Source organism: Streptomyces sp. NPDC087310 (assembly GCF_044744405.1).
Taxonomy (GTDB): domain Bacteria; phylum Actinomycetota; class Actinomycetes; order Streptomycetales; family Streptomycetaceae; genus Streptomyces.
Genome location: NZ_JBIUYF010000003.1, coordinates 692,783 through 717,267, shown reverse-complemented (window position 1 = coordinate 717,267; position 24,485 = coordinate 692,783). Strand labels below are relative to the sequence as shown.

The 24,485-nt window shown below is 69.6% G+C and carries 22 protein-coding genes, 1 tRNA gene and 1 pseudogene; 11 read left to right on the top strand and 13 right to left on the bottom strand.

Translation table 11 applies throughout. From position 1 onward, the window contains the following. Positions 1 to 224 precede the first annotated feature (224 nt). Positions 225 to 707 (bottom strand): ATP-binding protein, encoded by a 483-nt coding sequence (locus ACIO3P_RS13780; protein ID WP_329824199.1) that lies wholly within the window; start codon positions 705 to 707, stop codon positions 225 to 227. A 161-nt stretch (positions 708 to 868) separates the two neighbouring features. On the opposite strand from ACIO3P_RS13780, the pseudogene ACIO3P_RS13775 reads away from it, so the two are divergent. Beyond that, positions 869 to 1,744 (top strand): annotated as a pseudogene (locus ACIO3P_RS13775) (helix-turn-helix domain-containing protein). Continuing rightward, positions 1,741 to 1,950, top strand: a complete 210-nt coding sequence (locus tag ACIO3P_RS13770; RefSeq protein WP_401849330.1) for a DUF397 domain-containing protein — start codon at positions 1,741 to 1,743, stop codon at positions 1,948 to 1,950. The pseudogene ACIO3P_RS13775 and the gene ACIO3P_RS13770 overlap by 4 nt, the downstream one beginning before the upstream one ends. Positions 1,951 to 2,200: 250 nt before the next feature. On the opposite strand, the gene ACIO3P_RS13765 is transcribed toward ACIO3P_RS13770, so the two are convergent. The 4 genes from ACIO3P_RS13765 to ACIO3P_RS13750 form a co-directional block, all read right to left on the bottom strand. After that, positions 2,201 to 2,728, bottom strand: coding sequence for a YbjN domain-containing protein (locus tag ACIO3P_RS13765; protein WP_329824203.1), 528 nt, complete (start codon positions 2,726 to 2,728; stop codon positions 2,201 to 2,203). Between the two features lie 127 nt (positions 2,729 to 2,855). Next, the gene (gene clpB / locus ACIO3P_RS13760) at positions 2,856 to 5,471 is read right to left on the bottom strand and encodes an ATP-dependent chaperone ClpB (RefSeq protein ID WP_329824206.1); all 2,616 of its coding nucleotides are present in this window, start codon (positions 5,469 to 5,471) and stop codon (positions 2,856 to 2,858) included. A 469-nt stretch (positions 5,472 to 5,940) separates the two neighbouring features. Beyond that, the gene (locus tag ACIO3P_RS13755; RefSeq protein ID WP_329824207.1) at positions 5,941 to 6,264 is read right to left on the bottom strand and encodes a (2Fe-2S)-binding protein; all 324 of its coding nucleotides are present in this window, start codon (positions 6,262 to 6,264) and stop codon (positions 5,941 to 5,943) included. Further along, on the bottom strand, positions 6,261 to 6,536 hold the full coding sequence (locus ACIO3P_RS13750; protein WP_329824208.1) for a 5'-nucleotidase: 276 nt from the start codon (positions 6,534 to 6,536) through the stop codon (positions 6,261 to 6,263). Before ACIO3P_RS13750 ends, ACIO3P_RS13755 begins: the two co-directional genes overlap by 4 nt. Positions 6,537 to 6,662: 126 nt before the next feature. Here ACIO3P_RS13750 and ACIO3P_RS13745 point away from each other — a divergent pair, with 126 nt between their 5' ends. Both ACIO3P_RS13745 and ACIO3P_RS13740 read left to right on the top strand, forming a co-directional pair. Continuing rightward, positions 6,663 to 7,673 carry a helix-turn-helix transcriptional regulator gene (locus ACIO3P_RS13745; protein WP_329824209.1) on the top strand — a complete coding sequence of 337 codons (1,011 nt, stop codon included), beginning with the start codon at positions 6,663 to 6,665 and terminating at the stop codon, positions 7,671 to 7,673. Positions 7,674 to 7,954: 281 nt separating this feature from the next. Beyond that, on the top strand, positions 7,955 to 8,932 hold the full coding sequence (locus tag ACIO3P_RS13740) for a LuxR C-terminal-related transcriptional regulator (RefSeq protein ID WP_329824210.1): 978 nt from the start codon (positions 7,955 to 7,957) through the stop codon (positions 8,930 to 8,932). Between the two features lie 109 nt (positions 8,933 to 9,041). Here ACIO3P_RS13740 and ACIO3P_RS13735 read toward each other — a convergent pair whose 3' ends face one another. From ACIO3P_RS13735 to dnaK, 4 genes are all read right to left on the bottom strand, one after another. After that, complete coding sequence (locus ACIO3P_RS13735) at positions 9,042 to 9,518, bottom strand: heat shock protein transcriptional repressor HspR (RefSeq protein ID WP_329824211.1); 477 nt, start codon at positions 9,516 to 9,518, stop codon at positions 9,042 to 9,044. Between the two features lie 4 nt (positions 9,519 to 9,522). Next, complete coding sequence (dnaJ, locus tag ACIO3P_RS13730) at positions 9,523 to 10,722, bottom strand: molecular chaperone DnaJ (RefSeq protein WP_329824212.1); 1,200 nt, start codon at positions 10,720 to 10,722, stop codon at positions 9,523 to 9,525. A gap of 111 nt (positions 10,723 to 10,833) precedes the next feature. Further along, the gene (grpE, locus tag ACIO3P_RS13725) at positions 10,834 to 11,490 is read right to left on the bottom strand and encodes a nucleotide exchange factor GrpE (protein ID WP_329824213.1); all 657 of its coding nucleotides are present in this window, start codon (positions 11,488 to 11,490) and stop codon (positions 10,834 to 10,836) included. Then, a complete protein-coding gene (gene dnaK, locus ACIO3P_RS13720) occupies positions 11,487 to 13,340 on the bottom strand; it encodes a molecular chaperone DnaK (protein WP_329824214.1) in 1,854 nt (617 codons plus the stop codon). The genes grpE and dnaK overlap by 4 nt, the downstream gene beginning before the upstream one ends. 260 nt (positions 13,341 to 13,600) lie before the next feature. On the opposite strand from dnaK, the gene ACIO3P_RS13715 reads away from it, so the two are divergent. From ACIO3P_RS13715 to ACIO3P_RS13695, 5 genes are all read left to right on the top strand, one after another. Continuing rightward, positions 13,601 to 14,215, top strand: a complete 615-nt coding sequence (locus ACIO3P_RS13715) for a sugar transferase (RefSeq protein ID WP_329824215.1) — start codon at positions 13,601 to 13,603, stop codon at positions 14,213 to 14,215. A gap of 67 nt (positions 14,216 to 14,282) precedes the next feature. Beyond that, the gene (locus ACIO3P_RS13710; RefSeq protein ID WP_401849327.1) at positions 14,283 to 16,571 is read left to right on the top strand and encodes a (Fe-S)-binding protein; all 2,289 of its coding nucleotides are present in this window, start codon (positions 14,283 to 14,285) and stop codon (positions 16,569 to 16,571) included. A 162-nt stretch (positions 16,572 to 16,733) separates the two neighbouring features. After that, positions 16,734 to 18,284, top strand: a complete 1,551-nt coding sequence (locus ACIO3P_RS13705) for an FG-GAP and VCBS repeat-containing protein (RefSeq protein ID WP_401849324.1) — start codon at positions 16,734 to 16,736, stop codon at positions 18,282 to 18,284. A gap of 91 nt (positions 18,285 to 18,375) precedes the next feature. Then, complete coding sequence (locus ACIO3P_RS13700; protein ID WP_401849323.1) at positions 18,376 to 19,593, top strand: FG-GAP repeat domain-containing protein; 1,218 nt, start codon at positions 18,376 to 18,378, stop codon at positions 19,591 to 19,593. A gap of 161 nt (positions 19,594 to 19,754) precedes the next feature. After that, complete coding sequence (locus tag ACIO3P_RS13695) at positions 19,755 to 20,678, top strand: Yip1 family protein (protein WP_329824219.1); 924 nt, start codon at positions 19,755 to 19,757, stop codon at positions 20,676 to 20,678. Positions 20,679 to 20,712: 34 nt separating this feature from the next. Here ACIO3P_RS13695 and ACIO3P_RS13690 read toward each other — a convergent pair whose 3' ends face one another. From ACIO3P_RS13690 to ACIO3P_RS13680, 3 genes are all read right to left on the bottom strand, one after another. After that, positions 20,713 to 21,189: a phosphoribosyltransferase gene (locus tag ACIO3P_RS13690; RefSeq protein WP_329824220.1), complete on the bottom strand. Its 477-nt coding sequence runs from the start codon at positions 21,187 to 21,189 to the stop codon at positions 20,713 to 20,715. A gap of 7 nt (positions 21,190 to 21,196) precedes the next feature. After that, entirely contained in the window at positions 21,197 to 21,772 is a 576-nt protein-coding gene (gene dcd, locus ACIO3P_RS13685; protein ID WP_329824221.1) for a dCTP deaminase, read from the bottom strand. Between the two features lie 70 nt (positions 21,773 to 21,842). Beyond that, the gene (locus ACIO3P_RS13680; protein WP_401978151.1) at positions 21,843 to 22,028 is read right to left on the bottom strand and encodes a hypothetical protein; all 186 of its coding nucleotides are present in this window, start codon (positions 22,026 to 22,028) and stop codon (positions 21,843 to 21,845) included. A gap of 209 nt (positions 22,029 to 22,237) precedes the next feature. On the opposite strand from ACIO3P_RS13680, the gene ACIO3P_RS13675 reads away from it, so the two are divergent. Then, positions 22,238 to 22,308: transfer RNA gene (locus ACIO3P_RS13675), tRNA-Gly, on the top strand. A gap of 632 nt (positions 22,309 to 22,940) precedes the next feature. Here the strand turns inward: ACIO3P_RS13675 and ACIO3P_RS13670 are convergent. Further along, positions 22,941 to 23,525, bottom strand: coding sequence for an XRE family transcriptional regulator (locus ACIO3P_RS13670; RefSeq protein WP_329824223.1), 585 nt, complete (start codon positions 23,523 to 23,525; stop codon positions 22,941 to 22,943). A gap of 118 nt (positions 23,526 to 23,643) precedes the next feature. On the opposite strand from ACIO3P_RS13670, the gene ACIO3P_RS13665 reads away from it, so the two are divergent. Next, positions 23,644 to 24,480 (top strand): EamA family transporter, encoded by an 837-nt coding sequence (locus ACIO3P_RS13665; RefSeq protein WP_401849321.1) that lies wholly within the window; start codon positions 23,644 to 23,646, stop codon positions 24,478 to 24,480. The last annotated feature ends 5 nt before the right edge of the window (positions 24,481 to 24,485 follow it).

Here is a 24,485-nt window from a genome sequence, read left to right as displayed (position 1 = left end):
TTTCGACTATCCATCAGGAAGTGGCTCTTCCTTGTTGGTCAGGCCCTCGATCGGGATCGCTAGTCCCGGCCGGGGGCCGACGTATGTCCGGCGGTGGTGTGTATCTCTGGCAGAGCGTAAGGCAGTCGGGGGACACGAAATCCAGCCCAGCCAGGGATGTTCACCCGCCCGAGTGAGTGTGAGCGACGGGCGGGTGGGGTGGGGCTTGGTGGGTTTCTTTCTCCTCACGTTCCTTGGGAAAGAGCACCTGCGTCACCGGAACCCGACGGAACGGGTTCCGGTCGCGTACAGCACACCTCCGCCCACACGGTCTTGCGCGGAAACAGGCCCTCGGTGACTCCCCACCGGTCGGCCAGCGCGTCCACCAGCAGCAGGCCACGCCCCGACTCGGCGTCCACAGGGGGCCTTTGGAGTACGGGCAGGCGTTCCCGGCGCGTGTCAGCGACCTCGATACGGAGAACGTCCCCGGCAAGTCGCAACGTGAGCCGGAAGTCCCGCCCGGCCACCCGGCCATGGCTCGCGGCGTTGGCCGCCAGCTCGGCCACGAGCAGCCGCCCGGGGTCCGACGGGAGCCCCCAGTCCCGGAGTTGACTCTCCGCGAGCAGACGGGCGAGGCGGGCACCCCGGCGCGTGGAGGAAAGCAGCACGCTGAAGGCGGGCACGGGCTGGTCGAGTTGAGCCGAGCTCTCGGCTTTTCCATGAATCACATCACTCAGCGTGGCCGAATCGGCCTACCCTGAGGAGTGACGGAGCGCTTGCGTACGGTCACTGTCCGGCTCTTGTCCGGTGCTGTCCTGGCTGTCCGCGCGGTTCTTACGGGTAGGGCGCAGGGCGCCGAGGGACGGCGCGGCAGGACGGAGGAGTACGGATGTCGATGGATGGCGAGGCGGCGCAACCGAGGGACGAGGCGGACGAGCCGGGGTGGGAGGTGGACCCGGACGACGAGTGGGGCGTGGCCGTCATCACCACGGTGGGGCGGCAGTTGAAGCTCCGGCGAGAGGCGGCGGGGATGCGTGCCGGGGAGTTCGGAAAGGCGGTCGGCCACGGCGAGGACATGGTCTACAAAATCGAGGGCGGCAAGCGGATCCCTCGCCAGGACTTCCTGAACGCGGCCGACGAGGTACTGGGGGCGGATGGGCTCATCGCGGCGACGTGGGAGGACGTGAAGAAGGTCCGGTACCCGAAGAAGGTTCGGGAGTTGGGCTTGCTGGAGGCCAGGGCCGTCGAGATCGGCCTGTACGAGTGCAACATCATCGCCGGGTTGTTGCAGACACCGGAGCACGCGCGAGCAGTGATCGGCGCAGCGCAGCCGCCGTACTCGCCGAGCGATGTGGAACGCATGGTGGCGGCTCGTCTCGCCCGACAGTCGATCTTCGAACGCGACCCGGCTCCAGCGCTCAGCTTCGTCCTGGAAGAGGGGGCACTGCGGCGTCCCATCGGGGGCACAATGGTCTGGCGTCAACAGCTCGCGCGTCTCCTGTAAGCAGCTCGATTGCACAACGTCGTACTTCAGGTGATGCCGACGAACTGCACGACCCACTCCGGCATGGACGGCAGGATCGAGATGCTGAAGTTCGCGGACGGTACGGCTGTGGGGCGCTCCGACGGCGCGTTCAGCGGCCGACTGATCTCCGAACCCAAACACCTGCGCATCCTTGAGCTGCGGTATGGCACCATCCGGGCTCAGGCGCTCTCACCAGGGGAGTCGCTGGCCCTCATCGAGCAACTGCTGGGAGAAAAATGATCGGCAAAACCACTGCCGGGGACGCCTCAGGGCTGGCGTGGTTCAAGAGCAGCTACAGCGGCGGCAACGACGGCGAGTCCTGCATCGAGATCGCCACCACCCCCGGCACCGTGCACGTCCGCGACTCCAAGACCGTCGAGGGCCCCCACCTGACGCTCGCACCCGGCGCCTGGGCGAGCTTCGTCACGTACGCCGTGGAAGCCTGACGCCTCGACGGGTAACCGAGGTTGCCCGGTGGTTGATAGGTCACCGGAGGGCCGCCCCCTCCCTGGTCCGATGATCGCGTAAAGAGCGCCCTCGGCAGCTCCACGCCCAGGCGTACCCCCTGGCCCGCCCCGCACACCACGACACACCACGGGCAACGGGGCCGAGCTCGTGGCCCCGGACACTGATGAGCCCGGCCCCCAACGCGGGCCGGGCTCATCGGTTCGTCAATGGCGGGGCGGGAAGCGCGGCTCAGACGTCCTCGGGCTTCTCATCCCCGGGCTCCAGGCCGAACTGCTCCACGAGCCACTTGTCGAACTCGATCGAGGCGCGCACCCAGCTCACCGTCGACGACACGAAGTGCTCCAGGCTGACCCCCATGCCGATCAGCATCTGGGCCTCGCCGATGAGCCGCACGGTGGGCGGGCCGTCGCCCTCCTCGTGGATGTGGCTGTAGACCTTGGGCCACAGCGTGCGGCGGTTCCAGTCGTCGATCGCGTCGAGGATCTTGGACTTGTCCTCGATGGGGTGCGGCCGGTCGTAGAACGTCCGCACCGAGAAGACCTGCTGGTCCTCCTCGCCGCGGAACATGAAGTAGGTGCGGAACTCCTCCCACGGCGCCGCGAGGTCACCCTCGTCGTCGACGACGTACTTCAGCTCCATCTGTTCCAGGAGCTGCTTGACCAGATCCTGGTCGGGGACGACGGGGCCCGCCGGTCCTTCACCCTGCGGTTGGGGCTGTCCCCCGAAATTCGGAATCGAGGACGGGTCGATGCTCACCGTGTATTTCCCTTCGTACGGTTCCTGCCATCCTCTCCCATCCCGGGCGGTACCTGGCAAGCCCGGCCCGCGTCCATCCGCTGTGGGCTGACACGGAACGGGCCCCACCGGAACCCGGGATCTTCCCCTACGGCGTCTTCGCCAAGGACGGCGCCTCCGCCGCGCCCCTCCCCACCATCAGGCCGTCTCCCACCCGGTCCACCCGGACCGTGTCGCCGTCCGTGATGTCGCCCGCCAGGATCTCCTTCGCGAGCTGGTCGCCGATCGCCGTCTGGACCAGGCGGCGCAGCGGGCGGGCGCCGTAGGCCGGGTCGTTGCCCTCTTCCGCGAGCCAGGTCAGGGCCTCCGGGGTGACCTCCAGGGTGAGGCGGCGTTCCGCGAGGCGTTTGGCGAGGCGGTCGATCTGGAGGCCCGCGATGTGGGCGAGCTCGTCCTGGGACAGGGCGGAGAAGACCACCAGGTCGTCCAGGCGGTTGAGGAATTCGGGCTTGAAGGAGGCCCGTACGGTCTGGAGGACCTGTTCCTTCTTGCGTTCCGGGGTGATGTTCGGGTCGACCAGGTACTGGCTGCCCAGGTTCGACGTCAGGATCAGGATGGTGTTGCGGAAGTCGACCGTCCGTCCCTGGCCGTCGGTGAGGCGGCCGTCGTCCAGGACCTGGAGCAGGATGTCGAAGACCTCGGGGTGGGCCTTCTCGACCTCGTCCAGGAGGACCACGGAGTACGGGCGCCGCCTTACCGCCTCGGTGAGCTGGCCGCCCTCCTCATAGCCGACGTAACCGGGAGGCGCGCCCACCAGGCGGGCCACGGAGTGCTTCTCGCCGTACTCGCTCATGTCGATACGGACCATGGCCCGCTCGTCGTCGAAGAGGAAGTCCGCGAGCGCCTTGGCCAGTTCGGTCTTGCCCACGCCCGTCGGGCCGAGGAAGAGGAACGATCCGGTGGGCCGGTCCGGGTCGGCGATGCCGGCGCGGGTGCGGCGTACGGCGTCGGAGACGGCCTGGACCGCCTCGCCCTGGCCGATCAGCCGCTTGCCCAGCTCCTGCTCCATACGCAGCAGCTTCTGCGTCTCGCCCTCCAGCAGGCGGCCAGCGGGGATGCCGGTCCAGGAGCCGACGACGTCGGCGATGTCGTCCGGGCCGACCTCCTCCTTGACCATCGTGTCCTTGGCGGCCTCCTGCTCGGCCTCGGCCGCCGCCTCCAGCTCCCGCTCCAGGTTGGGGATCTCGCCGTACAGCATCTTGGAGGCGGTGTCGAAGTCGCCGTCGCGCTGTGCGCGCTCGGCCTGGCCGCGCAGGTCGTCGAGGCGTTCCTTCAGCTCACCGACCCGGTTCAGGCCCTGCTTCTCCTTCTCCCAGCGGGCGGTGAGGCCGCGCAGCTCCTCCTCGCGGTCGGCGAGGTCGCGGCGCAGCTTCTCCAGGCGCTGCTTGGAGGCGGGGTCGGACTCGTTCTTGAGGGCCAGCTCCTCCATGCGGAGCCGGTCGACGGAGCGCTGGAGCTCGTCGATCTCGACCGGCGAGGAGTCGATCTCCATACGGAGCCGGGACGCGGCCTCGTCGACGAGGTCGATGGCCTTGTCGGGGAGGAAGCGGGAGGTGATGTAGCGGTCGGAGAGGGCGGCGGCGGCCACCAGGGCCGCGTCCGCGATCTGCACCTTGTGGTGGGCCTCGTAGCGGCCCTTGAGCCCGCGCAGGATCGCGATGGTGTCCTCGACGCTCGGCTCGGCGACCAGCACCTGCTGGAAGCGGCGCTCCAGGGCGGCGTCCTTCTCGATCCGCTCGCGGTACTCGTCCAGGGTGGTCGCGCCGACCATGCGCAGCTCGCCGCGGGCCAGCATCGGCTTGAGCATGTTGCCCGCGTCCATCGCGGAGTCGCCGCCGGCGCCCGCGCCGACGACGGTGTGGAGCTCGTCGATGAACGTGATGATCTGGCCGTCGCTCTCCTTGATCTCGGAGAGGACGGTCTTGAGGCGCTCCTCGAACTCGCCGCGGTACTTGGCGCCCGCGACCATCGCGCCGAGGTCCAGCGAGACCAGCCGCTTGTTCTTGAGGGACTCCGGCACATCGCCCTTGACGATGCGCTGCGCGAGCCCCTCGACCACTGCGGTCTTGCCGACGCCCGGTTCGCCGATCAGCACCGGGTTGTTCTTCGTACGGCGCGACAGCACCTGCACCACGCGCCGGATCTCCTGGTCCCGGCCGATGACCGGGTCGAGCTTGCCGTCGCGGGCCGCCGCGGTGAAATCGGTGCCGAACTTCTCCAGGGCCTTGTACTGGCCCTCCGGGTCCGGTGTGGTCACCCGGCGCCCTCCCCTTGCCTTTTCGAACGCGTCCAGGAGCCGGTCAGCCGCCGCCCCCTGCCGGGCCAGTATCTCCCCCGCCGGGCCGCCCTTGGCCGCGATGCCGATGAGCAGGTGCTCGGTGGAGAGGAAGTCGTCGCCCAGCTCCTTCGCCCGGCGGCCCGCGTCCGCGATGACGGCGAGCAGGTCGCGGTTGGGCTGCGGGGGCGCGACGGTCGACCCGGTGACGCTGGGCTGGGCGGCGAGCAGCCGCTCGGTGGCCGCCCGTACGGCCGCCTGGTCGGCCTCGACGGCGGCCAGCAGGTCGGTGACGTTCTCGTTGTCCTGGCCCTCCAGCAGCGCGAGCAGCAGATGCGCGGGGGTCAGATCGGGATGTCCCGCCTCCACCGCCCGATGGGTGGCGGCGTTGATCGCATCCCGGCTCTTGTTGGTCAGCTCGGCGTCCACGTGGGCCCTCTCCTCCTTGCACGAGTTCTGCGCGGGCTCTTGCGGGATCCCTTACGTGATCCTCACGCGATCCCTTGCGTGATCCCTTACGGGTACGGGAAAACGGCACTCCGGTCTCATCCGGGCCGCCGCATCCCTGACAGCAAGAACCTACGCAAAGTTGAGTCTATTCCACTCAAGGCTGACTCGGCTGAGTGGCGCCCGGAAAATTCCGACCCCGCTCACCTGATTTTTCTCGCGTTCCGGCGCGCGCACCACTGGTACACACCAATGGCCCGGCGCACGGGTGTCCGCACGCCGGGCCAGGAAGGGCCGGGAAGGGCCAGGAAGGATCAGGAAGGGCCAGGAGCAGTCAGGAAGGGCCCGGGAAGAATCCGGGCAGCACAACGGCGCCATCGTGTTTCAGGTCCACGATGGCGCCGTTGTGTGGGGGAAGCGCCTGAACGATTTGAAACGACGGGGGAATCGTTCAGGCACTGCGGGGGGTGGCGAGGGTGGTTTGTGGTGATCCGACGAGCTGGTGGTCACGCTGGTCGAGGTTGACGAAGATCATGTCGTAGCGGATGGCACAGCGGACCGGGCGTGGAGCCCCGCGCGGCCTGCGGAGGCAGCGGTAGGCACGTACGTCCTCGTCCTCCTCACGCACGACGACGATCGGCTCTCCGAAGAGAGTGACCATCAGCGAGTCTCCTCGGTGGGGAATGGCCGTGACCAGATCGATGAAGTGCCACCCCGATCGGTACGCCGTGGCCATCTCACGCCGGAAGACCCGATCGTCCGGCGGGACGGTCATGCCGTGATGCCGGCCGGGGTAGTGCCCCACTCGATGTCGCCGGCGTCACCCGAAGCGGCCTTCGGAGCCACCGTCCACGAGATCTCTTCCGTGCTCATCTCCCCGGCGTCCGCGGCCTGGACGACGGTTCCGGCCGGAGTGCTGGTCCAGGAGATCTCCCCCACCGCGGTGGTCTGGCCGGCCGAACCGGCCGGCGCGCTGGTCCAGGAGATCTCCCCGGCAACACCCAGCACACCGTAGGCCAGAGCCGCAGAGAAAGCAGTGGCAACCACCGCGCGAAGCATTCTCTTATACATAGTCGGCTTCGTCCTCACTTGATGGATTCCTCTCCCCCGCCATCTAGACGATGTCTCATTCGGACACGTCAACACCACCGGGACGAGGCATCATGTTCCTGCATGTTCAGGACCCTGAGGGGTGGAGATTTGACCGAAAGCATCACAAAACCGACACATCCCCATGCCGTCACTGATCTATGTGAAGACGGCAGGCGGCTTTACGCCAGCGCACTGCGCTCGGGGCGCCTCGCCCGGAGCGAGATCATCGCCGCCCCGTGTCTCATGGAGTTCCCACTCCTGCATCCGGACCCGGACGATCCGGACTGGCTGCGACCGGTTCCGCCGTCCGCCGCGCTCTCCCAACGCCTCAACCCCATCGAGCGGGAGATCCAGGAGCGGCGGCACTTCGCGGTGGCGCTCACCGACGCTTTCGAGCCGTTCATGGCCATCGCCTCGCAGGGGCCGCCGAGCGCCCACGCGATCACCGTCCTGGAGGGCAAGGGCCGCATCAACGCGGCGATCGACCTCGCCACGGCCGCGTGCAGGACCGAGGTCCTCACCGTGCAGCCAGGTGGTGTCCGCAGCGCCGACGCGCTCGAACAGGGCCTGGAGCGCGGCCGGCTCGTGGTGGACCGCGGGGTCAGCATCCGCACCCTGTACCAGCACACCGTCCGGCACGGGCAGGGCACGCTCGCGTACGCCGAACGGCTCGCCGAAGGGAACGTCGAGATCCGGACGCTGGAGGAGCTGGTCGAGCGACTGATCATCTTCGACCGCACCGTCGCGTACATCCCGGCGCGCTCCGACCGGGCGGTCGCCCTGGAACTGCGCCACCCGGCGCTCGTCGACTACCTGGCCCAGGTCTTCGAACAGCTCTGGCGCCGCGCCACGCCCCTCACCGAGCAGGTCTCGTACGAGCCGACGCCCGACGGCGTCTCCGGCGTCCAGCGGTCGATCGCGAAACTGCTCATCGAGGGGTACGTGGACGAGGCCATCGCCCGGCGACTGGGGATGAACGTACGGACCTGCCGTGCCCACATCGCCAAACTCGCCACCACGCTCGGCAGCGGCAGCAGGGCGCAGCTCGGCTATCTGATCGCGCACTCGGGAATCCTCGACCAGGAGCGCTGACCCGGCATTTCGAAACACCTCGACCTATCTCGCTCCGTACCGCCCACAACGAGAACCACCGTGAACACAGAGAGGGAACCCGCTCACTGAATCGGCCCGAATCAGCCCGAATTCCCTGAACCGGACGTCGAACTCCCGCCCCTGCACGGCGAGAACTCGGCGATGGTCTCGGTCACTCTCTGTAGAGTGCCGACACGGCCTGCCCGGATCAAGCGAAACGCGACTGCACTGATGCGCACTGCGGAACCGTGCAGCACTGCGGAACCACGCAGGAGGGACATATGACACAACCGGACGCGGTGACCCACAGAGAACCGTCGCCCGCTGTGTCGGCGGGGGCGCACACCCTGCTGCGCCGGCTCGTCAGGGGCGAGCAGGTCGGGCGGGCCGAGCCGGGCTGCACCGAGCTGATCGCCCTCGGACTGGCGGTGCACGACCCCCACTCCGACCGGTGGGGCGTGGCCGACCTGCACCATGCGGAGCAGACCGCCATGGCCGAGGAGCGCGCCGGCATCGCCCGCCACCTCCAGCGCATGCACCAGCTCGACGAGCTGTACCGCGACATCCGTACACACGAATCGCCCACCGGTAACGGAATCGAATTCCTCGACCGGGTCGAACACGTCAATGCCGCCATCATGCAGGCGGCGGATTACGCGCAATCCCACATGTATACGGCGCATCCGGTGAACAGAACCGCGAAAGGACTGGCCGCGGTCGTCCCCCGCGAGATCAAACTCCTCCAGCGCGGGATCGCCCGCCGCACGATCTATTCGGAGTCCGCCCGCACCCGTGCCGCGGAACAGGAGTGGGCCACCACCATGAGCGCGCACGGCGCGGAGATACGTACCCTCGCCTCCGATTTCGAGCGAATGATCCTTGTGGACAGACGATTCGCCATCATTTCCGACCACCGGGACGAGCCGAACAGAATGACCGCGTTCAAAGTGACGCACCCCGGCATGGTGGCTTTCCTCCACCACCTCTTCGACCAGCAGTGGGAACGGGCCGAACCCTGGATGGGCGGCCGGTTCCTGCCGAGGGAGGGGATCGTCACGACGGGCCGCTCCCGGCGCATCCTCAACAAGCTCCGCGAGGGCCGCACCCTCAAGCAGATCGCCAGCGAGCTGGATGTGAGCCTGCGGACCGTCAACACCGACCTGAACAAGCTGTACGAGGTCGTCGGCGTGGACACGCTGTTCTCGCTCGGGGTGTGGTGGGGGTCCGAGGCCGCCGCCGAGGAACGCAAGCTGGGCTGACCGCTGCACCGGGCCGACCGCGCCCGCACACGACGACGGACCGAGCCCAGGCGCTCGCCTGGGCTCGGTCCGTCGCTCGCTTGCAGCTCAGTCCGTCGCGCGCCTGAGCTCAGTCCGTCGCGCGCTTGGGCTTCGGGCGCCACACCACCAGCGCGCTCGTCTGCTGCACGTCCTGGTACGGCACCAGGTCCCGGCGGTACGAGGCGTGCACCTGCGCCTCGCGCTGCCGCATCGCCGCCGCGGCGCCGTCCACCGCGGAGGACAGCTCGGCGACCCTGGCCTGGAGCGCGGCGACCTGGTTCTCCAGCTCGATGATGCGCTTGATTCCGGCCAGATTGATGCCCTCGTCCTGCGAGAGCTGCTGCACCTGCCGGAGCAGTTCGATGTCACGGGCCGAGTAGCGGCGCCCTCGCCCCGCCGTACGGTCCGGGGAGACCAGACCGAGACGGTCGTACTGCCGGAGGGTCTGCGGGTGCAGCCCGGAGAGCTGGGCCGCCACCGAGATGACGTACACCGGCGTCTCCTCGGTCAGCGTGTACGCCCTGCCGAACGATGAGGACGGCCGCCGCCGCCCGTCCCTGTCCATCGGGTCATGCTCCCTTCGCCGCCTGGAACAGCTCCGCCCGCGGGTTCTCGTCCGCGGTCGCCTTCCGGTATGCCTCCAGCGCGTCGCGCGCCTCGCCGCCGAGGTCCTTGGGCACGACCACCTCGACGGTGACCAGCAGGTCGCCGCGGCTGCCGTCCTTGCGTACGGCGCCCTTGCCACGGGCCCGCATCGTACGGCCGTTGGGGGTGCCCGCGGGCAGTTTCAGCGTGACCGGCGGACCGCCCAGCGTGGGTACCCGCACCTCGCCGCCGAGCGCCGCCTCCGTGAAGGTGACGGGCACGGTGATGGTGAGGTTGTCGTCCTTGCGGCCGAAGACCGGGTGCGCGTCGACATGGACGACGACGTACAGGTCGCCGCCGGGGCCGCCGCGCTCGCCGGGAGCGCCCTTGCCGCGCAGCCTGATCCGCTGGCCGTCGCTGACGCCCGCCGGGATCCGGACCTGCATGGTCCGCGAGGACCTGGCACGCCCGCTGCCCTTGCACACCTCGCACGGGTCCTGGGCGATCAGCCCGCGGCCCTTGCAGTCCACACACGGGTCGGTCAGCGAGAAGCCGCCGCCCGAGCCGCGCGACACCTGTCCGGTGCCCACACAGGTCGGGCAGACCCGCGGCGAGCCGTTCTTGTCGCCGGTGCCCGAACACGCCTTGCAGGGCGCCTGGCTGGACATCCGCAGCGGGACCGTGGCCCCGTCGACGGCCTCCGTGAAGCTGAGCGTCACCTCGGTGTCGATGTCCTGGCCGCGGCGCGGCTGCGTACGGGTGCCGGGGCCGCCGCGGTTGAACAGCCCGCCGAAGACGTCCCCGAGCCCGCCGCCGAAGCCGCCGGCCCCGCCGGCGCCCGCGGGGCCGCCCTGCGGGCCGCCCTGGCCGCCGCCGAAGAGGTCGCCGAGGTCGAAGTTGAACGAGCCGTTGCCGCCCGCGCCGGGACCCGGCCGGAATCCGCCGTTGCCGAAGAGCGAGCGCGCCTCGTCGTACTCCTTGCGCCGCTTGGGGTCACCGAGGACGTCGTTCGCCTCGGAGATCTCCTTGAAGCGCTCCTCCGCCTTGGCGTCGCCCTTGTTGGCGTCCGGGTGGAACTCGCGGGCGAGCTTCCGGTACGCCTTCTTGATCTCGGCCTCGGTGGCGTCCTTGGGAACGCCGAGAACCTTGTAGTAGTCCTTCTCCACGAAGTCCTTCGTGCTCATCCTCGACGTCCCTCCTCTCCGCCCGCACCGGCACCGCCGGTCACCGCGTCATCTGTGTCCGGCACACGGCCGGCGCGTCGCGCGCCGGCCGTCTCCGGTGTGTCTGCTCCGTCAGCCCTCGTCGGGGCCACCGTTCTCCCTGTCATCGGCCGAATCCGCCTGCTCCTCCGCGGACTTGGTCTTGCCGCCCGGCTGTGGCTCGGCCACCGCGACCCGCGCGGGCCTGATCGTCCGTTCCCCGAACCGATACCCGGGCTGGAGGATCGCGACGCACGTCGTCTCCGTGACGTCCGGCGCGTACGAGTGCATCAGGGCCTCGTGGATCGTCGGGTCGAAGGGCTCGCCCTCCGTACCGAACGGCTGGAGCCCCAGCTTGACCGTGACCGCTTCGAGCGACTCGGCGACGGACTTGAAGCCGCCGACCAGCTCGTCGTGGTCGCGCGCCCGGCCGATGTCGTCGAGCACGGGCAGCAGTTCGGTCAGCAGGTTCGCGACCGCGATCTCCTTGACGGAGACACGGTCCCGCTCCACACGCCTGCGGTAGTTCTGGTACTCGGCCTGGAGCCGCTGGAGGTCCGCGGTGCGCTCACCGAGCGCGGTACGGACCTGGTCGAGCTGGGCCAGCAGAGCAGCGTCCTGGATGTCCCCGGCGGGGGCCGCCGGCCCGGACTCCTGAGGGGAGTCCGGCTCGGCGGCCTTCGGCGTGGCGTCGTCGGCGCCGGAGGGGACATCGGGCTTCTCCTCGAAGCCCGGGGTCTCCTCGGTCACGCCGCACCGTCCTTCCTGGGCTTCTCGTCGTCGACGATCTCGGCGTCCACGACGTCGTCCTCGGGCTTGGCCTGGCCTTCGCCGGCCGCACCCTCGGGACCGGCGGCGCCGGACGCCTGGGCGTCCGCGTACATCGCCTGTCCGAGCTTCTGCGAGACGGCCGCGACCTTCTCCGTGGCGGTACGGATCTCGGCGGTGTCCTCGCCCTTCAGCTTCTCCTTGAGATCGGCGATCGAAGCCTCGACCTCGGTCTTGATCTCGCCGGGAACCTTCTCCTCGTTGTCCTTGAGGAACTTCTCCGTCTGGTAGACGAGCTGCTCGGCCTGGTTGCGGGTCTCCGCGGCCTCGCGGCGGCGGTGGTCCTCGTCCGCGTACTGCTCGGCCTCTTCGCGCATCCGGTTGACCTCGTCCTTCGGCAGCGAGGAGCCACCGGTGACGGTCATCTTCTGCTCCTTGCCGGTGCCGAGGTCCTTCGCGGCCACGTGCATGATGCCGTTGGCGTCGATGTCGAAGGCGACCTCGATCTGCGGCACACCGCGCGGCGCGGGCGGCAGACCGGTCAGCTCGAACATACCGAGCTTCTTGTTGTACGCGGCGATCTCGCGCTCGCCCTGGTAGACCTGGATCTGCACGGACGGCTGGTTGTCCTCGGCCGTCGTGAAGATCTCCGAGCGCTTCGTCGGAATCGTCGTGTTCCGCTCGATGAGCTTGGTCATGATGCCGCCCTTGGTCTCGATACCCAGGGACAGCGGGGTGACGTCGAGGAGCAGGACGTCCTTGACCTCACCCTTCAGGACACCGGCCTGGAGCACGGCGCCGATGGCGACGACCTCGTCCGGGTTGACGCCCTTGTTGGCCTCGCGGCCACCGGTCAGCTCCTTGACGAGCTCGGCCACGGCGGGCATACGCGTCGAACCACCGACGAGCACCACGTGGTCGATCTCGGAGAGCTGGATGCCCGCGTCCTTGATGACGTTGTGGAACGGGGTCTTGCACCGGTCCAGCAGGTCGGCCGTGAGCTGCTGGAACTGGGAGCGCGTGACCTTCTCGTCCAGGTGCAGCGGGCCCTCGGCGGACGCCGTGATGTACGGCAGGTTGATCGTGGTCTCGGTGGAGGACGACAGCTCGATCTTCGCCTTCTCCGCGGCCTCACGGAGACGCTGGAGAGCCATCTTGTCCTTGGCCAGGTCCACGCCGTGACCGTTGGCGAACTGCTTCACCAGGAAGTCGACGAGGCGCTGGTCCCAGTCGTCACCACCGAGGTGGTTGTCACCGTTGGTGGCCTTCACCTCGACGACGCCGTCACCGATCTCCAGCAGCGAGACGTCGAACGTACCGCCACCGAGGTCGAAGACCAGGATCGTCTGGTCGTCCTTGTCGAGGCCGTAGGCCAGCGCGGCGGCCGTCGGCTCGTTGACGATACGCAGGACGTTCAGGCCCGCGATCTCGCCGGCCTCCTTGGTCGCCTGGCGCTCCGAGTCGTTGAAGTACGCCGGGACGGTGATCACCGCGTCGGTGACCTTCTCGCCCAGGTACGCCTCGGCGTCCCGCTTCAGCTTCTGCAGCACGAAGGCCGACATCTGCTGCGGGTTGAAGTCCTTGCCGTCCAGGTTGATCTTCCAGTCGGTGCCCATGTGGCGCTTGACCGACCGGATGGTCCTGTCGACGTTCGTGACCGCCTGGCGCTTCGCGACCTCGCCGACGAGCACCTCGCCGTTCTTGGCGAAGGCGACGACGGACGGCGTGGTCCTGGCGCCCTCTGCGTTGGTGATGACGGTGGGCTCGCCGCCTTCGAGAACGCTGACGACGGAGTTAGTCGTGCCCAGGTCGATGCCGACCGCACGTGCCATTTCGATTCCTCCAGGTGACTTGAGTGGAACAGGCTCAAGGATGCATGACAGACCCTGCGGAGTCAAAGGACCTGAGCCGAGGAGGCTCAATTATTGTGCGCCTGGGCCTCCACTGGAGGTTTCGCGGGCCTCGGACCGGCGGCTTTCCCGGCGGCTCCCCGGCAGCCCTCTCGGGGCGCCTACCTGACCCGTACCGCTCCAGCATGCGATCGTTCCCCAGCAAAAGCCATATATCGCTCAGAGAACGGTCAGATGTGGCCATGAAGCGACACGCATCCCGGATCTCCCCACACCTGGAACCCAAGCGGCTGCTCGACCCCGAGCGGGTGCCCGACCCCAAGCGGCTGCTGGACCTGATCCTCGGTTCGGCCCTGCTGGTGCTGGCCTCGCCCGTCCTCGCCGGCGCCGCTCTCGCCGTCGCGCTCACCCGTCCGGCCGACGGCGTCCTCGTACGCGACTACCGCACCGGGCTCAACGGAAACCCCTTCCTCCTGAGTTCCCTGCGCACCCGCCGCTTCCGCCTCGACCTGCTCTCCCGGCTGCCCCATGTCGTACGCGGCGACCTCTCGCTGGTCGGGCCCGCGCCCCTGAAGTTCGGCTCCCCCGCCGCGGCGGCGCCCTGGCGGCAGCTCGTACGGCCGGGGCTGACCGGACTCGCTCAGGTACGGCGCCGTTCGGCGCTGCCGTGGGACGAGGCACCCCTGCTCGACCAGCACTACGTGGAGCACCACTGGCTCGGTCTCGACCTGGCGATCCTCGCCCGTACGCCCGGCGCGCTCCTTCCTGCGGTCAGGGTGCCCTCAGCGACACAGATCACCGGTCCCACGGCTACATTGCGACGGAATAAGTGGGTACCCTCAGCACGAGCTGATTAAGTTACCGCTTAGTACGATCAGTATGAGTGCTGATTCACCCACCCTCGCAGGCCCGAGGAGCCCCCGAATGCAACTCGCCGCGATCATCGTGTCGCTGGTCCTGACCGTGGTCGGCGTCGCGCTCATCGGCCGCGCCGTCGCGCAGATCTACCGGTTCGTCCGACTCGGCCAACCGGTGCCCGAGGGGAGCCGCACCGGCGACCCGAAGCAGCGCAGCCTCACCCTGGCCAAGGAGTTCGTCGGCCACACCCGGATGAACCGGTGGGGGGTGGTCGGCGTCGCCCACTGGTTCGTCGCGGTCGGCTTCCTCACGCTCGGGCTGACGATCATCACCGCGTACTGCCAGCTCTTCCAGGCGGACTTCGTCCTCCCGGTGCTGGGCGGCTGGCTGCCGTACGAGATGTACACCGAGTTCATCGCCCTGGCGACGACGGTCGGCATCCTCGTCCTGATGGGCGTCCGGCTGGCCAGCCTGCCCTCGCGCGCGGGCCGCAAGTCGCGCTTCACCGGCTCCAAGCTGGGCCAGGCGTACTTCGTCGAGTACGTGATCCTGGTGATCGGCCTCGCGATCCTCACGCTGCGCGGCCTGGAGGGCGCGATCCACGGCGTCGGCCGCTACGAGGCCGCGTACTTCGTCTCGTACCCCCTGGTCGCCGCGTTCGGCGGACTGAGCCTCGCCACCCTGCAGAACCTGGTGTACCTCGCCGCCATGATCAAGCTCGGTACGACCATGGCCTGGGCGATCACCGTCGGGCTCAACACCAACATGGGCGTCGCCTGGCACCGCTTCCTCGCCTTCCCCAACATCTGGTTCAAGCGCGAGGCGGACGGCTCCACGGCGCTCGGCGCGCTGCCGCCGATGACCAGCGGCGGCGAGAAGATCGACTGGGAGGACCCGGCCGAGGACGCGGTGTTCGGGGTCAGCCAGGTCGAGCAGTTCAGTTGGAAGGGCATCCTCGACTTCTCGACGTGTACGGAGTGCGGGCGCTGCCAGTCGCAGTGCCCCGCCTGGAACACCGGCAAGCCGCTCTCCCCCAAGCTGCTGATCATGTCGCTGCGCGACCACGCGCACGCCAAGGCGCCGTATCTGCTGGCGGGCGGCGGCAAGACCGTGGAGGGCGAGGAGAAGGCGTCGGCCGAGGCCCTGAAGGACGTGCCTGCGGCCGCCCTCGCGGAGGCCGAACGCCCGCTGATCGGGACGCTGGAGGAGAACGGCGTCATCGACCCGGACGTGCTGTGGTCCTGCACCACCTGCGGTGCGTGCGTGGAGCAGTGCCCGGTCGACATCGAGCACATCGACCACATCGTCGACATGCGCCGCTACCAGGTGATGATCGAGAGCGCCTTCCCGAGCGAGGCCGGGACGATGCTCAAGAACCTGGAGAAGAAGGGCAACCCCTGGGGGCTGGCCAAGAAGCAGCGCCTGGAGTGGACGAAGGAGGTCGACTTCGAGGTTCCGGTCGTCGGTAAGGACGTCGAAGACCTCTCCGAGGTCGACTACCTCTACTGGGTCGGCTGCGCGGGCGCCCTGGAGGACCGCGCAAAGAAGACCACGAAGGCGTTCGCGGAACTACTGCACATCGCGGGCGTCAAGTTCGCCATCATGGGCGGCGACGAGAAGTGCACGGGCGACTCGGCCCGCCGCCTCGGCAACGAGCCGCTGTTCCAGCAGCTCGGCCAGGAGAACGTGGCGATGCTGAACATGGCGTACGGGGAGTCCTTCGACGAGGACGGCAACGTGGACGCCTCGACGAAGAAGCCGAAGGCGTCGAAGAAGATCGTCGCGACCTGCCCGCACTGCTTCAACACCATCGCGAACGAGTACCCGCAGCTCGGCGGCGAGTACGAGGTCATCCACCACACCCAGTTGCTCCAGCACCTCGTGGACGAGGGCAGGCTGGTGCCGGTGACACCGGTCGAGGGCCTGATCACGTACCACGACCCCTGCTACCTGGGCCGGCACAACAAGGTCTACACGCCGCCGCGCGAGATCATGTCGGCCGTCCCCGGCCTGCGTCAGCAGGAGATGCACCGTCACAAGGAGCGCGGCTTCTGCTGCGGCGCGGGCGGCGCGCGGATGTGGATGGAGGAGCGGATCGGCAAGCGCGTCAACAACGAGCGCGTGGACGAGGCCCTTTCGCTGAACCCGGACATCGTCTCGACGGCCTGCCCGTTCTGCCTGGTGATGCTGACGGACTCCGTCAACGGCAAGAAGAACGACGGCCAGGCCAAGGAGTCCCTCCAGGTGGTCGACGTCGCGCAGTTGCTGCTCGACTCCGTACGGGCGCCTGGTGACCCGGAGCCTGCGGAGGAGCACGAGAACGCGCCGGACCCGGAGCCCGAACCGGCGAAGTAGGACCTCGACCGTCGCCCTCCCCCGCCCCGAGCGCGGGGGAGGGCTCGGGGACTCGGGGCGGGCACAACCGGCCGGGCGCGCGGGCGCAACCATCCGGGGGCGGGGCGGGTCCAACTGGCCATGCGGAAACGTCCGGTGGCCGGGAGGCGCGCCCTTGCTCCCGTGGCCCCTCTGATCGGCCTCATCTGTCTGACGGGCCTGGCGACGTCGTGCGGGGGCACGGGCGCACCACCGGACGGCGGGCCGTCCGAACCGCCGACCGGCGCGCCGTCCCGCACATCGGCCGCGCCCCCTCCGTCTCCTTCCTCGCCCCCTCCTCCCCCGCCGTCCGAGCCCGCCGCGTACTCCGACTTCGACGGCGACCAGACCGGCGACCTCGTCCTGGCCGACCCCACCGCGACGGTCGACGGCCTCTACTCCGCCGGACTCGTGACCGTGGTGCCCGGCTCACCGGACGGCCCGGATCCTGGCCGCCACCGGGTGATCACCCAGAACAGCCTGAACCTCGGGAAGGCGGGCCAGGGCGGCAACTTCGGCGGCCCCGTCCGCTCGGCCGACCTCGACGCGGACGGGTACGCCGACCTGATCACCGCGGCGGGCCGCGACACCGTCTTCGTCGTCCGGGGAGGCAAGGGCGGCCTCGGGGGCGGGGCCAAGGGCGGCGCCCGGCTCTCCGGCAGCGCGCCGGTGACCGGCGACTTCGACGGGGACGGGTACGCCGACCTCGTCACCGCCGGGCAGTCGCCGTCCACGGCGACGCTGTCGTACGGCCCGTTCAGCCGGGCGGGCGTGCCCGCGGCCACGGTGCCGCTGGACCTGACGCCGAAGGACCCGGGCCCGGACCCCACGTCCGACGCCGGCTCCGGCCCGTACTACACGGCCCGCCTCGCCGCGGCGGGCGATGTGAACGGCGACGGCCGGGACGACCTCGTCGTCACCTGGACCCATGTCTTCGCGGACGAGATGCCCGTCCCGCGCGCCACCGCCGTCCACCACGGGACCGCCCGGGACGCCGGGGACGCCGGGGGCGCCGGGGGCGTGTCCGCCGCGTACAAGCGCCTCAAGGACACACGAGGCAGGGACATCTACGGCGCGGGCACGCTCACCGCCGACGTCGACAAGGACGGCGCCGCGGACGTGATCGTCGGCCCCTCCTGCGAGATCATCGGCGAGGAGCAGCTCGCGGACGACGGCAGCCGGCTGACGGTCGTGTACGGCGGCCCGGCGGGCCGTGGCCCCACCCTGAAGCCGACGACGATCGACGACCGGACGCCGGGGCTGCCCGGTGCGCCCGTCTCCACCGGCTGTGGCTTCGGGTCCGCGCCCACGGCGGGCGATGTGAACGGCGACGGGTACGCCGACGTGGCCTTCACCGCCCCGACGGAGGACGACTCGGCCGTGGTCCTCGTCCTGCGCGGTGGCAAGAAGGGCCTGACCGGAACGGGCGCCCAGCACATCGCGGGCCTCACCGGGGCGCCCCGGCTCGCGCTGCTGGACATGGACGGCGACGGGGCGGCGGAGCTGGCGATCGGCGCGACGGCCGGGGACGGAGGGGTACGGGTCCTGCACGGCGGCCCGAACGGACTGACCGGCACCGGGTCCGGGTCCGGGTCTGATTCCGGGCCCGGTGGATGGCCGCGGCGCATCGATCCGACGGATCTCGGCCTGACGACAGCGCCGGGCGACAACTCCGGCTGGGACTTCGGTCACTGAGCCCCCGCCCGGCCTGGGCACGGCCCTCCGCCACGCGCACAATAAGGCGGTGCGTCGGGGGCCGGTGAGTACGGATGGGGCGGGTGGGGACATGCGGATACGACGGGCACGGAGAACACGACGGATACGGAGGACGGCGGCGAGGACGGCGATCATCCTCTCCACCTGCGCGGCCCTGCTGCTACCGCTGACGTCCTGCACCGACACCGACAACGCCGCCTCCTCGTCGTCCGGCGGCTCGACGGAGGCGAAGAACGGCGACACCGCTCCGTACACCGACGCCCCGGGCGCCGGCACCTCGCCCGTCCCACGCCGCGCCGTCCCGCGCGGCAGGGGCAGCCGCCTCCCGGACGACCTCAACGGCGACGGCCACCCCGACCTCGTACTGAACGACCTGGTCAAGGCGGCGGGCGACACGTACGGGGACGACGCGGGCATCGGCATCGTGTACGGCACGGCGGCCGGGAGCGGCGCGGCCCGCCGCTTCGACCCGGCCGTACGCCAGACGCTCGACCCGCGGGAGCGGGGCGCGCGGGTGGACGGGGTGCTGCCTGCGGCGTTCGACGCCGAGGCGGCGTGCGACCTCGACGGCGACGGCTTCGGCGACCTGATCATCGCCACGGACCCGCCGTACAACGGCATCGGGATGCCACCCGTACCGCTCCAGATCCTGTTCGGCGGCCCGGGCGGGCCCGCCGGCCGCGCGGTCGTCCTCCGGATCCCGGCGAAGGCCCGCGCGGGCGACGAGTGGCCCGACCACCCGGTCTGCGGCGACTTCGACGGGGACGGCGAGGTCGATCTCGCGGTCACCGCGAGCGCGGGCCAGGTCAGCTTCCTGCGCGGCCCGTTCCGCCGGACCGGCGCCCCGCGTGCCGCCACCGCGCCGGTCCAGGCCGGCGGCCCGGTCCTGGCGGCGCCGGAACCGAGGAGCGATGTGAACGGGGACGGTTACGACGACCTCGTCGTCCTGCCCCGCGCCCACGCGCCCGGCACGGCCGCGCGCGGAACGCTGCTGCTGGGCGGTCCGAACGGCCCCGAGCTGCCGGGCGCGACGTACACCTTCACCGCGGTACGCAAGCCCCCGGCGCCGCGGCTCCCCGGCGTACCGGACGGCAAGGCGACGACGGAGATCCTGCGCGTGGCGGACGGTTACCTGGTGACGAGGACGCACCGGGCGGAGAGCACGGACCTGATAGCGACGTACGCGTCCGATCCCAAGGCGTCCGATCCCAAGACGTCCGGTCCCAAGGCGCCGGCCTTCCGCCCCCACCCCCTGCTCACCTTCAGCACCGCGGTCTTCCTGGACTGACGCCGACTGACGCCGACTGGGGCCGGCTTGACGTCCCCGAGCCGATTACTGGGGAGATCCCCCCAGGGTTCCCCTAAGGGATGTCACAGCTCGGCCGCAAAGGCCCCCCTGTTCCCCTCCCTCCGTCACCGCGCCCGTCGGGAGCGGGTACGTTCGATTGCGTGGCTGGATTCAGGATCGGACGCGGCCGGGACAACCGCACCTCGCAACAGCAACCGCAGCAACCGCCGTACGGACGGCAGGCGCCGCCCCCCGCATACGGGGGCGGTCAGCAGGGCGCGCCGTCGTACGGCCGGCAGCAGTGGCCCCCCGCGGGCGGTGGACAGCAAGGGGGCGGCGCGCCGTACGGAGGCGGCGGCGGGCAGGGCGAACCCGAGTACTTCGGCGACCCGTACGGGCAGCAGGGGTACGGCGGCGCTCCGCAGCGGCAGCACGGCGACCCGTACGCGAACAACCCGGGGCACACCCAGGCGTTCCGCGTCGACGAGGAGCGCTACGGCGACGGCGCCACGTACCAGTCCGGCGCGGCCCCGGCCCCGACCGGCCCCCGGCTGCGCTGGAAGGAACTGCTGAGCGGCATCGTCCTGCGCCCGGCGCAGACGTTCCTCCAGATGCGCGACCTCCCGATCTGGGGCCCGGCCCTGATCGTCACGTTCCTCTACGGCCTGCTGGCGCTGTTCGGCTTCGACACGGCCCGCGAGGAAGCGATCAACGCGACCCTCACCACGGCCATCCCATACGTCCTCACGACGGCGGTCGCCTTCGTGATCGGCGGTCTGATCCTGGGCGCGGTCACCCACACGCTCGCCCGCCAGCTCGGCGGCGACGGCGCCTGGCAGCCGACCGTGGGCCTCTCCATGCTGATCATGTCCATCACGGACGCCCCGCGCCTGCTCTTCGCGCTCTTCCTGGGCGGCGAGAACTCACTGGTGCAGATCATCGGCTGGGCGACGTGGGTCGCGGCGGGCGCGCTCTTCACGGTGATGGTGAGCAAGTCGCACGACCTGCCGTGGCCGAAGGCCCTGGGCGCGTCGGCGATCCAGCTCATCGGCCTGCTGTCGCTCCTGAAACTGGGCACGCTGTAGGAAGAAGGGCAGGGGCCGGGCCCCTGCCCTTCTCTCACCGACGCACGACGGGCGGCTCGACACTCCACGGAAAGTTGATCCAGTCCTCGGTGCGCTTCCAGACGTACTCGCACTTCACGAGCGACTGCGACTTCTCGTATATGACGGCGCTGCGCACCTCGGCGACATGGCCGACACAGAAGTCGTGGACGAGCTTCAGCGTCTTGCCGGTGTCGGCGACGTCGTCCGCGATCAGGACCTTCTTGCGGGAGAAGTCGACGACGTTGGGGACGGGCGCGAGCATGACGGGCATCGCGAGCGTGGTCCCCACACCGGTGTAGAACTCGACGTTGACCAGGTGGATGTTTTTGCAGTCCAGGGCATAGGCGAGCCCGCCGGCGACGAAGACACCACCGCGCGCGATGCTCAGCACGACATCCGGCTCGTAGCCGTCGTCCGCGACACTCTGCGCCAGCTCGCGCACGGCGCGGCCGAACTTCTCGTACGACAGGTTCTCCCGGCGCTCGGTCATGGCCGCGTCACACCTGCGTCCGGTGGAAGTTGAGATACGAACGCGAGGCGGTCGGCCCCCGCTGCCCCTGATACCGCGACCCGTACCGCTCGGACCCGTAGGGGAACTCGGCCGGCGAACTGAGCCGGAACAGACAGAGCTGCCCGATCTTCATCCCGGGCCAGAGCTTGATCGGCATGGTCGCCATGTTCGACAGTTCGAGGGTGACGTGCCCGGAGAACCCGGGGTCGATGAACCCGGCGGTGGAGTGCGTCACCAGCCCGAGCCGCCCGAGGCTGGACTTGCCCTCCAGCCGGGAGGCGATGTCGTCGGGCAGCGAGATGACCTCGTACGTCGACGCGAGCACGAACTCACCGGGGTGCAGGATGAACGGCTCGTCGCCTTCGGGCTCGACCGTACGCGTCAGATCGGCCTGCTCGACGGCGGGATCGATGTGCGGATAACGGTGGTTCTCGAACACCCGGAAGAACCGGTCGAGCCGTACATCGATGCTGGAGGGCTGCACCATCGTCTCGTCGTACGGGTCGAGGCGTACGCGGCCGGAGTCGAGCTCGGCCCGGATGTCCTTGTCTGAGAGAAGCACGCCCCGAGGATACGCAAGGCGCGCGAGCCCACCCCAATCGGGCAGCCCCACGCGCCTCACCCGCCAGGAATCAGCGCTGATCCACCCTGTTCACCGTCTCCACCGGCACGGCATGCCGCAACCGCGCACAACGCGGGCACCGAATGAGCCGCCCGGGCCCGATCCGCCCGGTGTCGAGCTGCTGCATCGGGAATGTCGCAGTACTGAACACGTGCCCTTCGGCACAGCGGACGACGGTGCGTTCCATCAAGCCCATCAGGTCCTTTCCCCAACAAACGCGGACGAACGCCCACACTAGGGGATGATCAGGACACCACAAGAAGCGGCACTCCGCCCCCGACCCTACGCCTCAACTCCCGCCCCCGCCCCCCACCCACAGCAACCGAACCCACGAGGCGACGGGCGCCCGGGGCGGGGGATGGGGTAGAGTGTCCGACGATGCGAAGCCGATCACGGGCTCGCCAAGCGGGTGTAGTTTAATGGTAGAACATGAGCTTCCCAAGCTCAGAGCGCGAGTTCGATTCTCGTCACCCGCTCTTTAATGAAGGCCCTGGTCAGAGACCAGGGCCTTTCTTGTCGTCTCGGCCACTTTCCGTTGAGTCAGCCCTTCACCAGCCCTGTTCGCCGAGAGAAGCCTGATCTCGGCGGACTCCCTCGCCGTCCCAGGGCCTTGCCGCGCCGGGTCTCTCATACAGCGGGACGTACTTTCGGTGAACAAGTGACAGGAACACCCTGACGGACACACCGGACGACACAGTCGCCGAGCGGGCCGGTGCCGCCCGCAACCGTACGGTCAACTCCGGATACCCCGCGGCCTTACATTCGAGACCGGCCTATGGGGCGGCGCCCCACTTGGGCCGCGCGAGGCGAAGAACTTCCATGTCCGGCAGGGACCCTGAGGCGGGCTCAGGGATTCGGCCTCACACGGGGAGGTTGAGCCCCGGAAGCCCTCGCCATAGGCGTTCATCTCCCTGACCTGGGAATTTACGGGGAAGGCCGTCTACGCTGACATGCCCCTGCCCGCGCCGGCCGGCCATTCCGAGATCTTTCCTGTCCGCCCCCGGCGAACCACCTTCCCTGGGACAGCCGTGGGTTCTCAATGCCCACACCGCATTCTCAGCACCGCGCGCACTTCGGCGCCATAGACGGCGCGGTGCTGGGATTCGGTTCAGCCCGCCGAGGTGGGGCCGGGGGGCAGGTGGACGGTCATGATCAGGTGGCAGGTGCCTGCGCCGGTACCCCGATAGGTGTGGGGGGCGTCACCGTCGAAGGTGGCCGTCTGGCCGGCACCGACCGGGTGCTCGGTGCCGTCGACGATCAGGATCATCCGGCCTTCGGTGACGCTGACGGTTTCGACGACCCCGGCTTGGTGGGGGTGGCTGGGGTACTCCTCACCGGGTTGGAGTTTCCAGCGCCAGACCTCCGTCGGGGCCGGGCCTGAGGTGGTCAGCATGAGCCGGGCCTCACTGCCCTGCTCGCCGGTCCACAGCGGCATCACCATGTCGGCGGAAACAACACGCACACGCCCCTCGGGCCGCCCCTCCATCAGAGCGGACACGGACACTCCGAGGGTGTCGGCAAGGCGGACCAGGGTCGCGAAGTTCGGATTGCCCTGGGCCTTCTCCAGCGCAACGAGCGCCCCCTTGCTCACTTTGGCCCGCCGCCCGAGCTCGTCCAGGGACAACCCGGCGCGCGTGCGGGCCGCTCTGACGTTGCTTGCGAGCGCCCGCAGGGCCGCCTGGGTCTCGGTCATCCGATCGCCCTCCCTCACTCATGGACCACTCCACTGGACCGCCTGGTCGTTCGGTTGACAACCAGCGGTCGGTCCGTTGTACGGTTCAGTCGTTCCATTGCATAGTAAGGGATATACCGTGACCGCTCTGCTGCTGGCCCTGGGCAGCTCCCTCGCCTACGGGTGCGCCGACTTCCTCGGCGGTCTCGGCGCCCGTAAGGCCCACGTCCTGCGCACCGTGATGATCGCGGCCCCGGCCTCGCTCGTGGTCGAGCTGCTGCTGTGGCCGGTCCTCGGAGCCTCCTTCAGTCCCGGTGCGTTGGGCTGGGGCGCGGCCTCCGGTGTCGCGTCGGCCGCCGCGTTCGCCCTGCTCTACAAGACCCTGGCCATCGGCCCCATGAACATCCTCTCCCCGGTGACCGCGCTGGTCTCGGCGATGCTGCCCGTCAGTATCGGCCTGGTCCAGGGCGAGCGCCTGGGCGCGGTCGGACTGATCGGCCTGCCGCTCGCTCTGGCAGCCGTGATACTGGTCAGCGCCGGACACGGCGCCAAAGCCACGCGCCCTTCGCGCACCGCACTGCTGCTCGCTCTCGGGGCCGGGGCGGCGATCGCCCTCCAGCTCATCTTCCTGCACCAGGCTCCCTCCGACAGCGGCATTGCCCCGCTGATCGTCGGCCGGGCGGTGTCCTCGGCCGTCACTTTGAGCGCGGCCGGGCTGATGTTCCGCCGTCTGGGCACCGAGAGGCCCGCCTACGGGATGTCGGCGGCAGCCGGTGTGCTGGACTCGGTGGCGAACCTGCTGTTCCTGCTCGCTGCCCGCAGCGGGGACCTCGCCGTCGTGGCCGTCATCACCGCCCTCTACCCCGCCGGCACCGTGCTGCTCGCACGGGGCGTGCTGGCCGAGCGCATCCACCGCGGGCAGCTCATCGGGCTCGGCATCGCCGCCGTCGCCGTCAGCCTCCTCGCCCTCACCTGACCCCC

Excerpts from the sequence above, each read along its gene's own strand:
- ACIO3P_RS13670 (WP_329824223.1), bottom strand. The coding sequence starts at position 23,525 with ATGACCGAGACCCAGGCGGCCCTGCGGGCGCTCGCAAGCAACGTCAGA.
- ACIO3P_RS13745 (WP_329824209.1), top strand. The coding sequence starts at position 6,663 with ATGTTCAGGACCCTGAGGGGTGGAGATTTGACCGAAAGCATCACAAAA.
- dnaJ (WP_329824212.1), bottom strand. The coding sequence starts at position 10,722 with ATGAGCACGAAGGACTTCGTGGAGAAGGACTACTACAAGGTTCTCGGC.
- ACIO3P_RS13755 (WP_329824207.1), bottom strand. The coding sequence starts at position 6,264 with ATGACCGTCCCGCCGGACGATCGGGTCTTCCGGCGTGAGATGGCCACG.
- ACIO3P_RS13690 (WP_329824220.1), bottom strand. The coding sequence starts at position 21,189 with ATGACCGAGCGCCGGGAGAACCTGTCGTACGAGAAGTTCGGCCGCGCC.
- ACIO3P_RS13735 (WP_329824211.1), bottom strand. The coding sequence starts at position 9,518 with ATGGACAGGGACGGGCGGCGGCGGCCGTCCTCATCGTTCGGCAGGGCG.
- ACIO3P_RS13710 (WP_401849327.1), top strand. The coding sequence starts at position 14,283 with ATGCAACTCGCCGCGATCATCGTGTCGCTGGTCCTGACCGTGGTCGGC.
- ACIO3P_RS13770 (WP_401849330.1), top strand. The coding sequence starts at position 1,741 with ATGATCGGCAAAACCACTGCCGGGGACGCCTCAGGGCTGGCGTGGTTC.
- dnaK (WP_329824214.1), bottom strand. The coding sequence starts at position 13,340 with ATGGCACGTGCGGTCGGCATCGACCTGGGCACGACTAACTCCGTCGTC.
- ACIO3P_RS13680 (WP_401978151.1), bottom strand. The coding sequence starts at position 22,028 with ATGGGCTTGATGGAACGCACCGTCGTCCGCTGTGCCGAAGGGCACGTG.
- ACIO3P_RS13740 (WP_329824210.1), top strand. The coding sequence starts at position 7,955 with ATGACACAACCGGACGCGGTGACCCACAGAGAACCGTCGCCCGCTGTG.
- ACIO3P_RS13700 (WP_401849323.1), top strand. The coding sequence starts at position 18,376 with ATGCGGATACGACGGGCACGGAGAACACGACGGATACGGAGGACGGCG.
- ACIO3P_RS13715 (WP_329824215.1), top strand. The coding sequence starts at position 13,601 with ATGAAGCGACACGCATCCCGGATCTCCCCACACCTGGAACCCAAGCGG.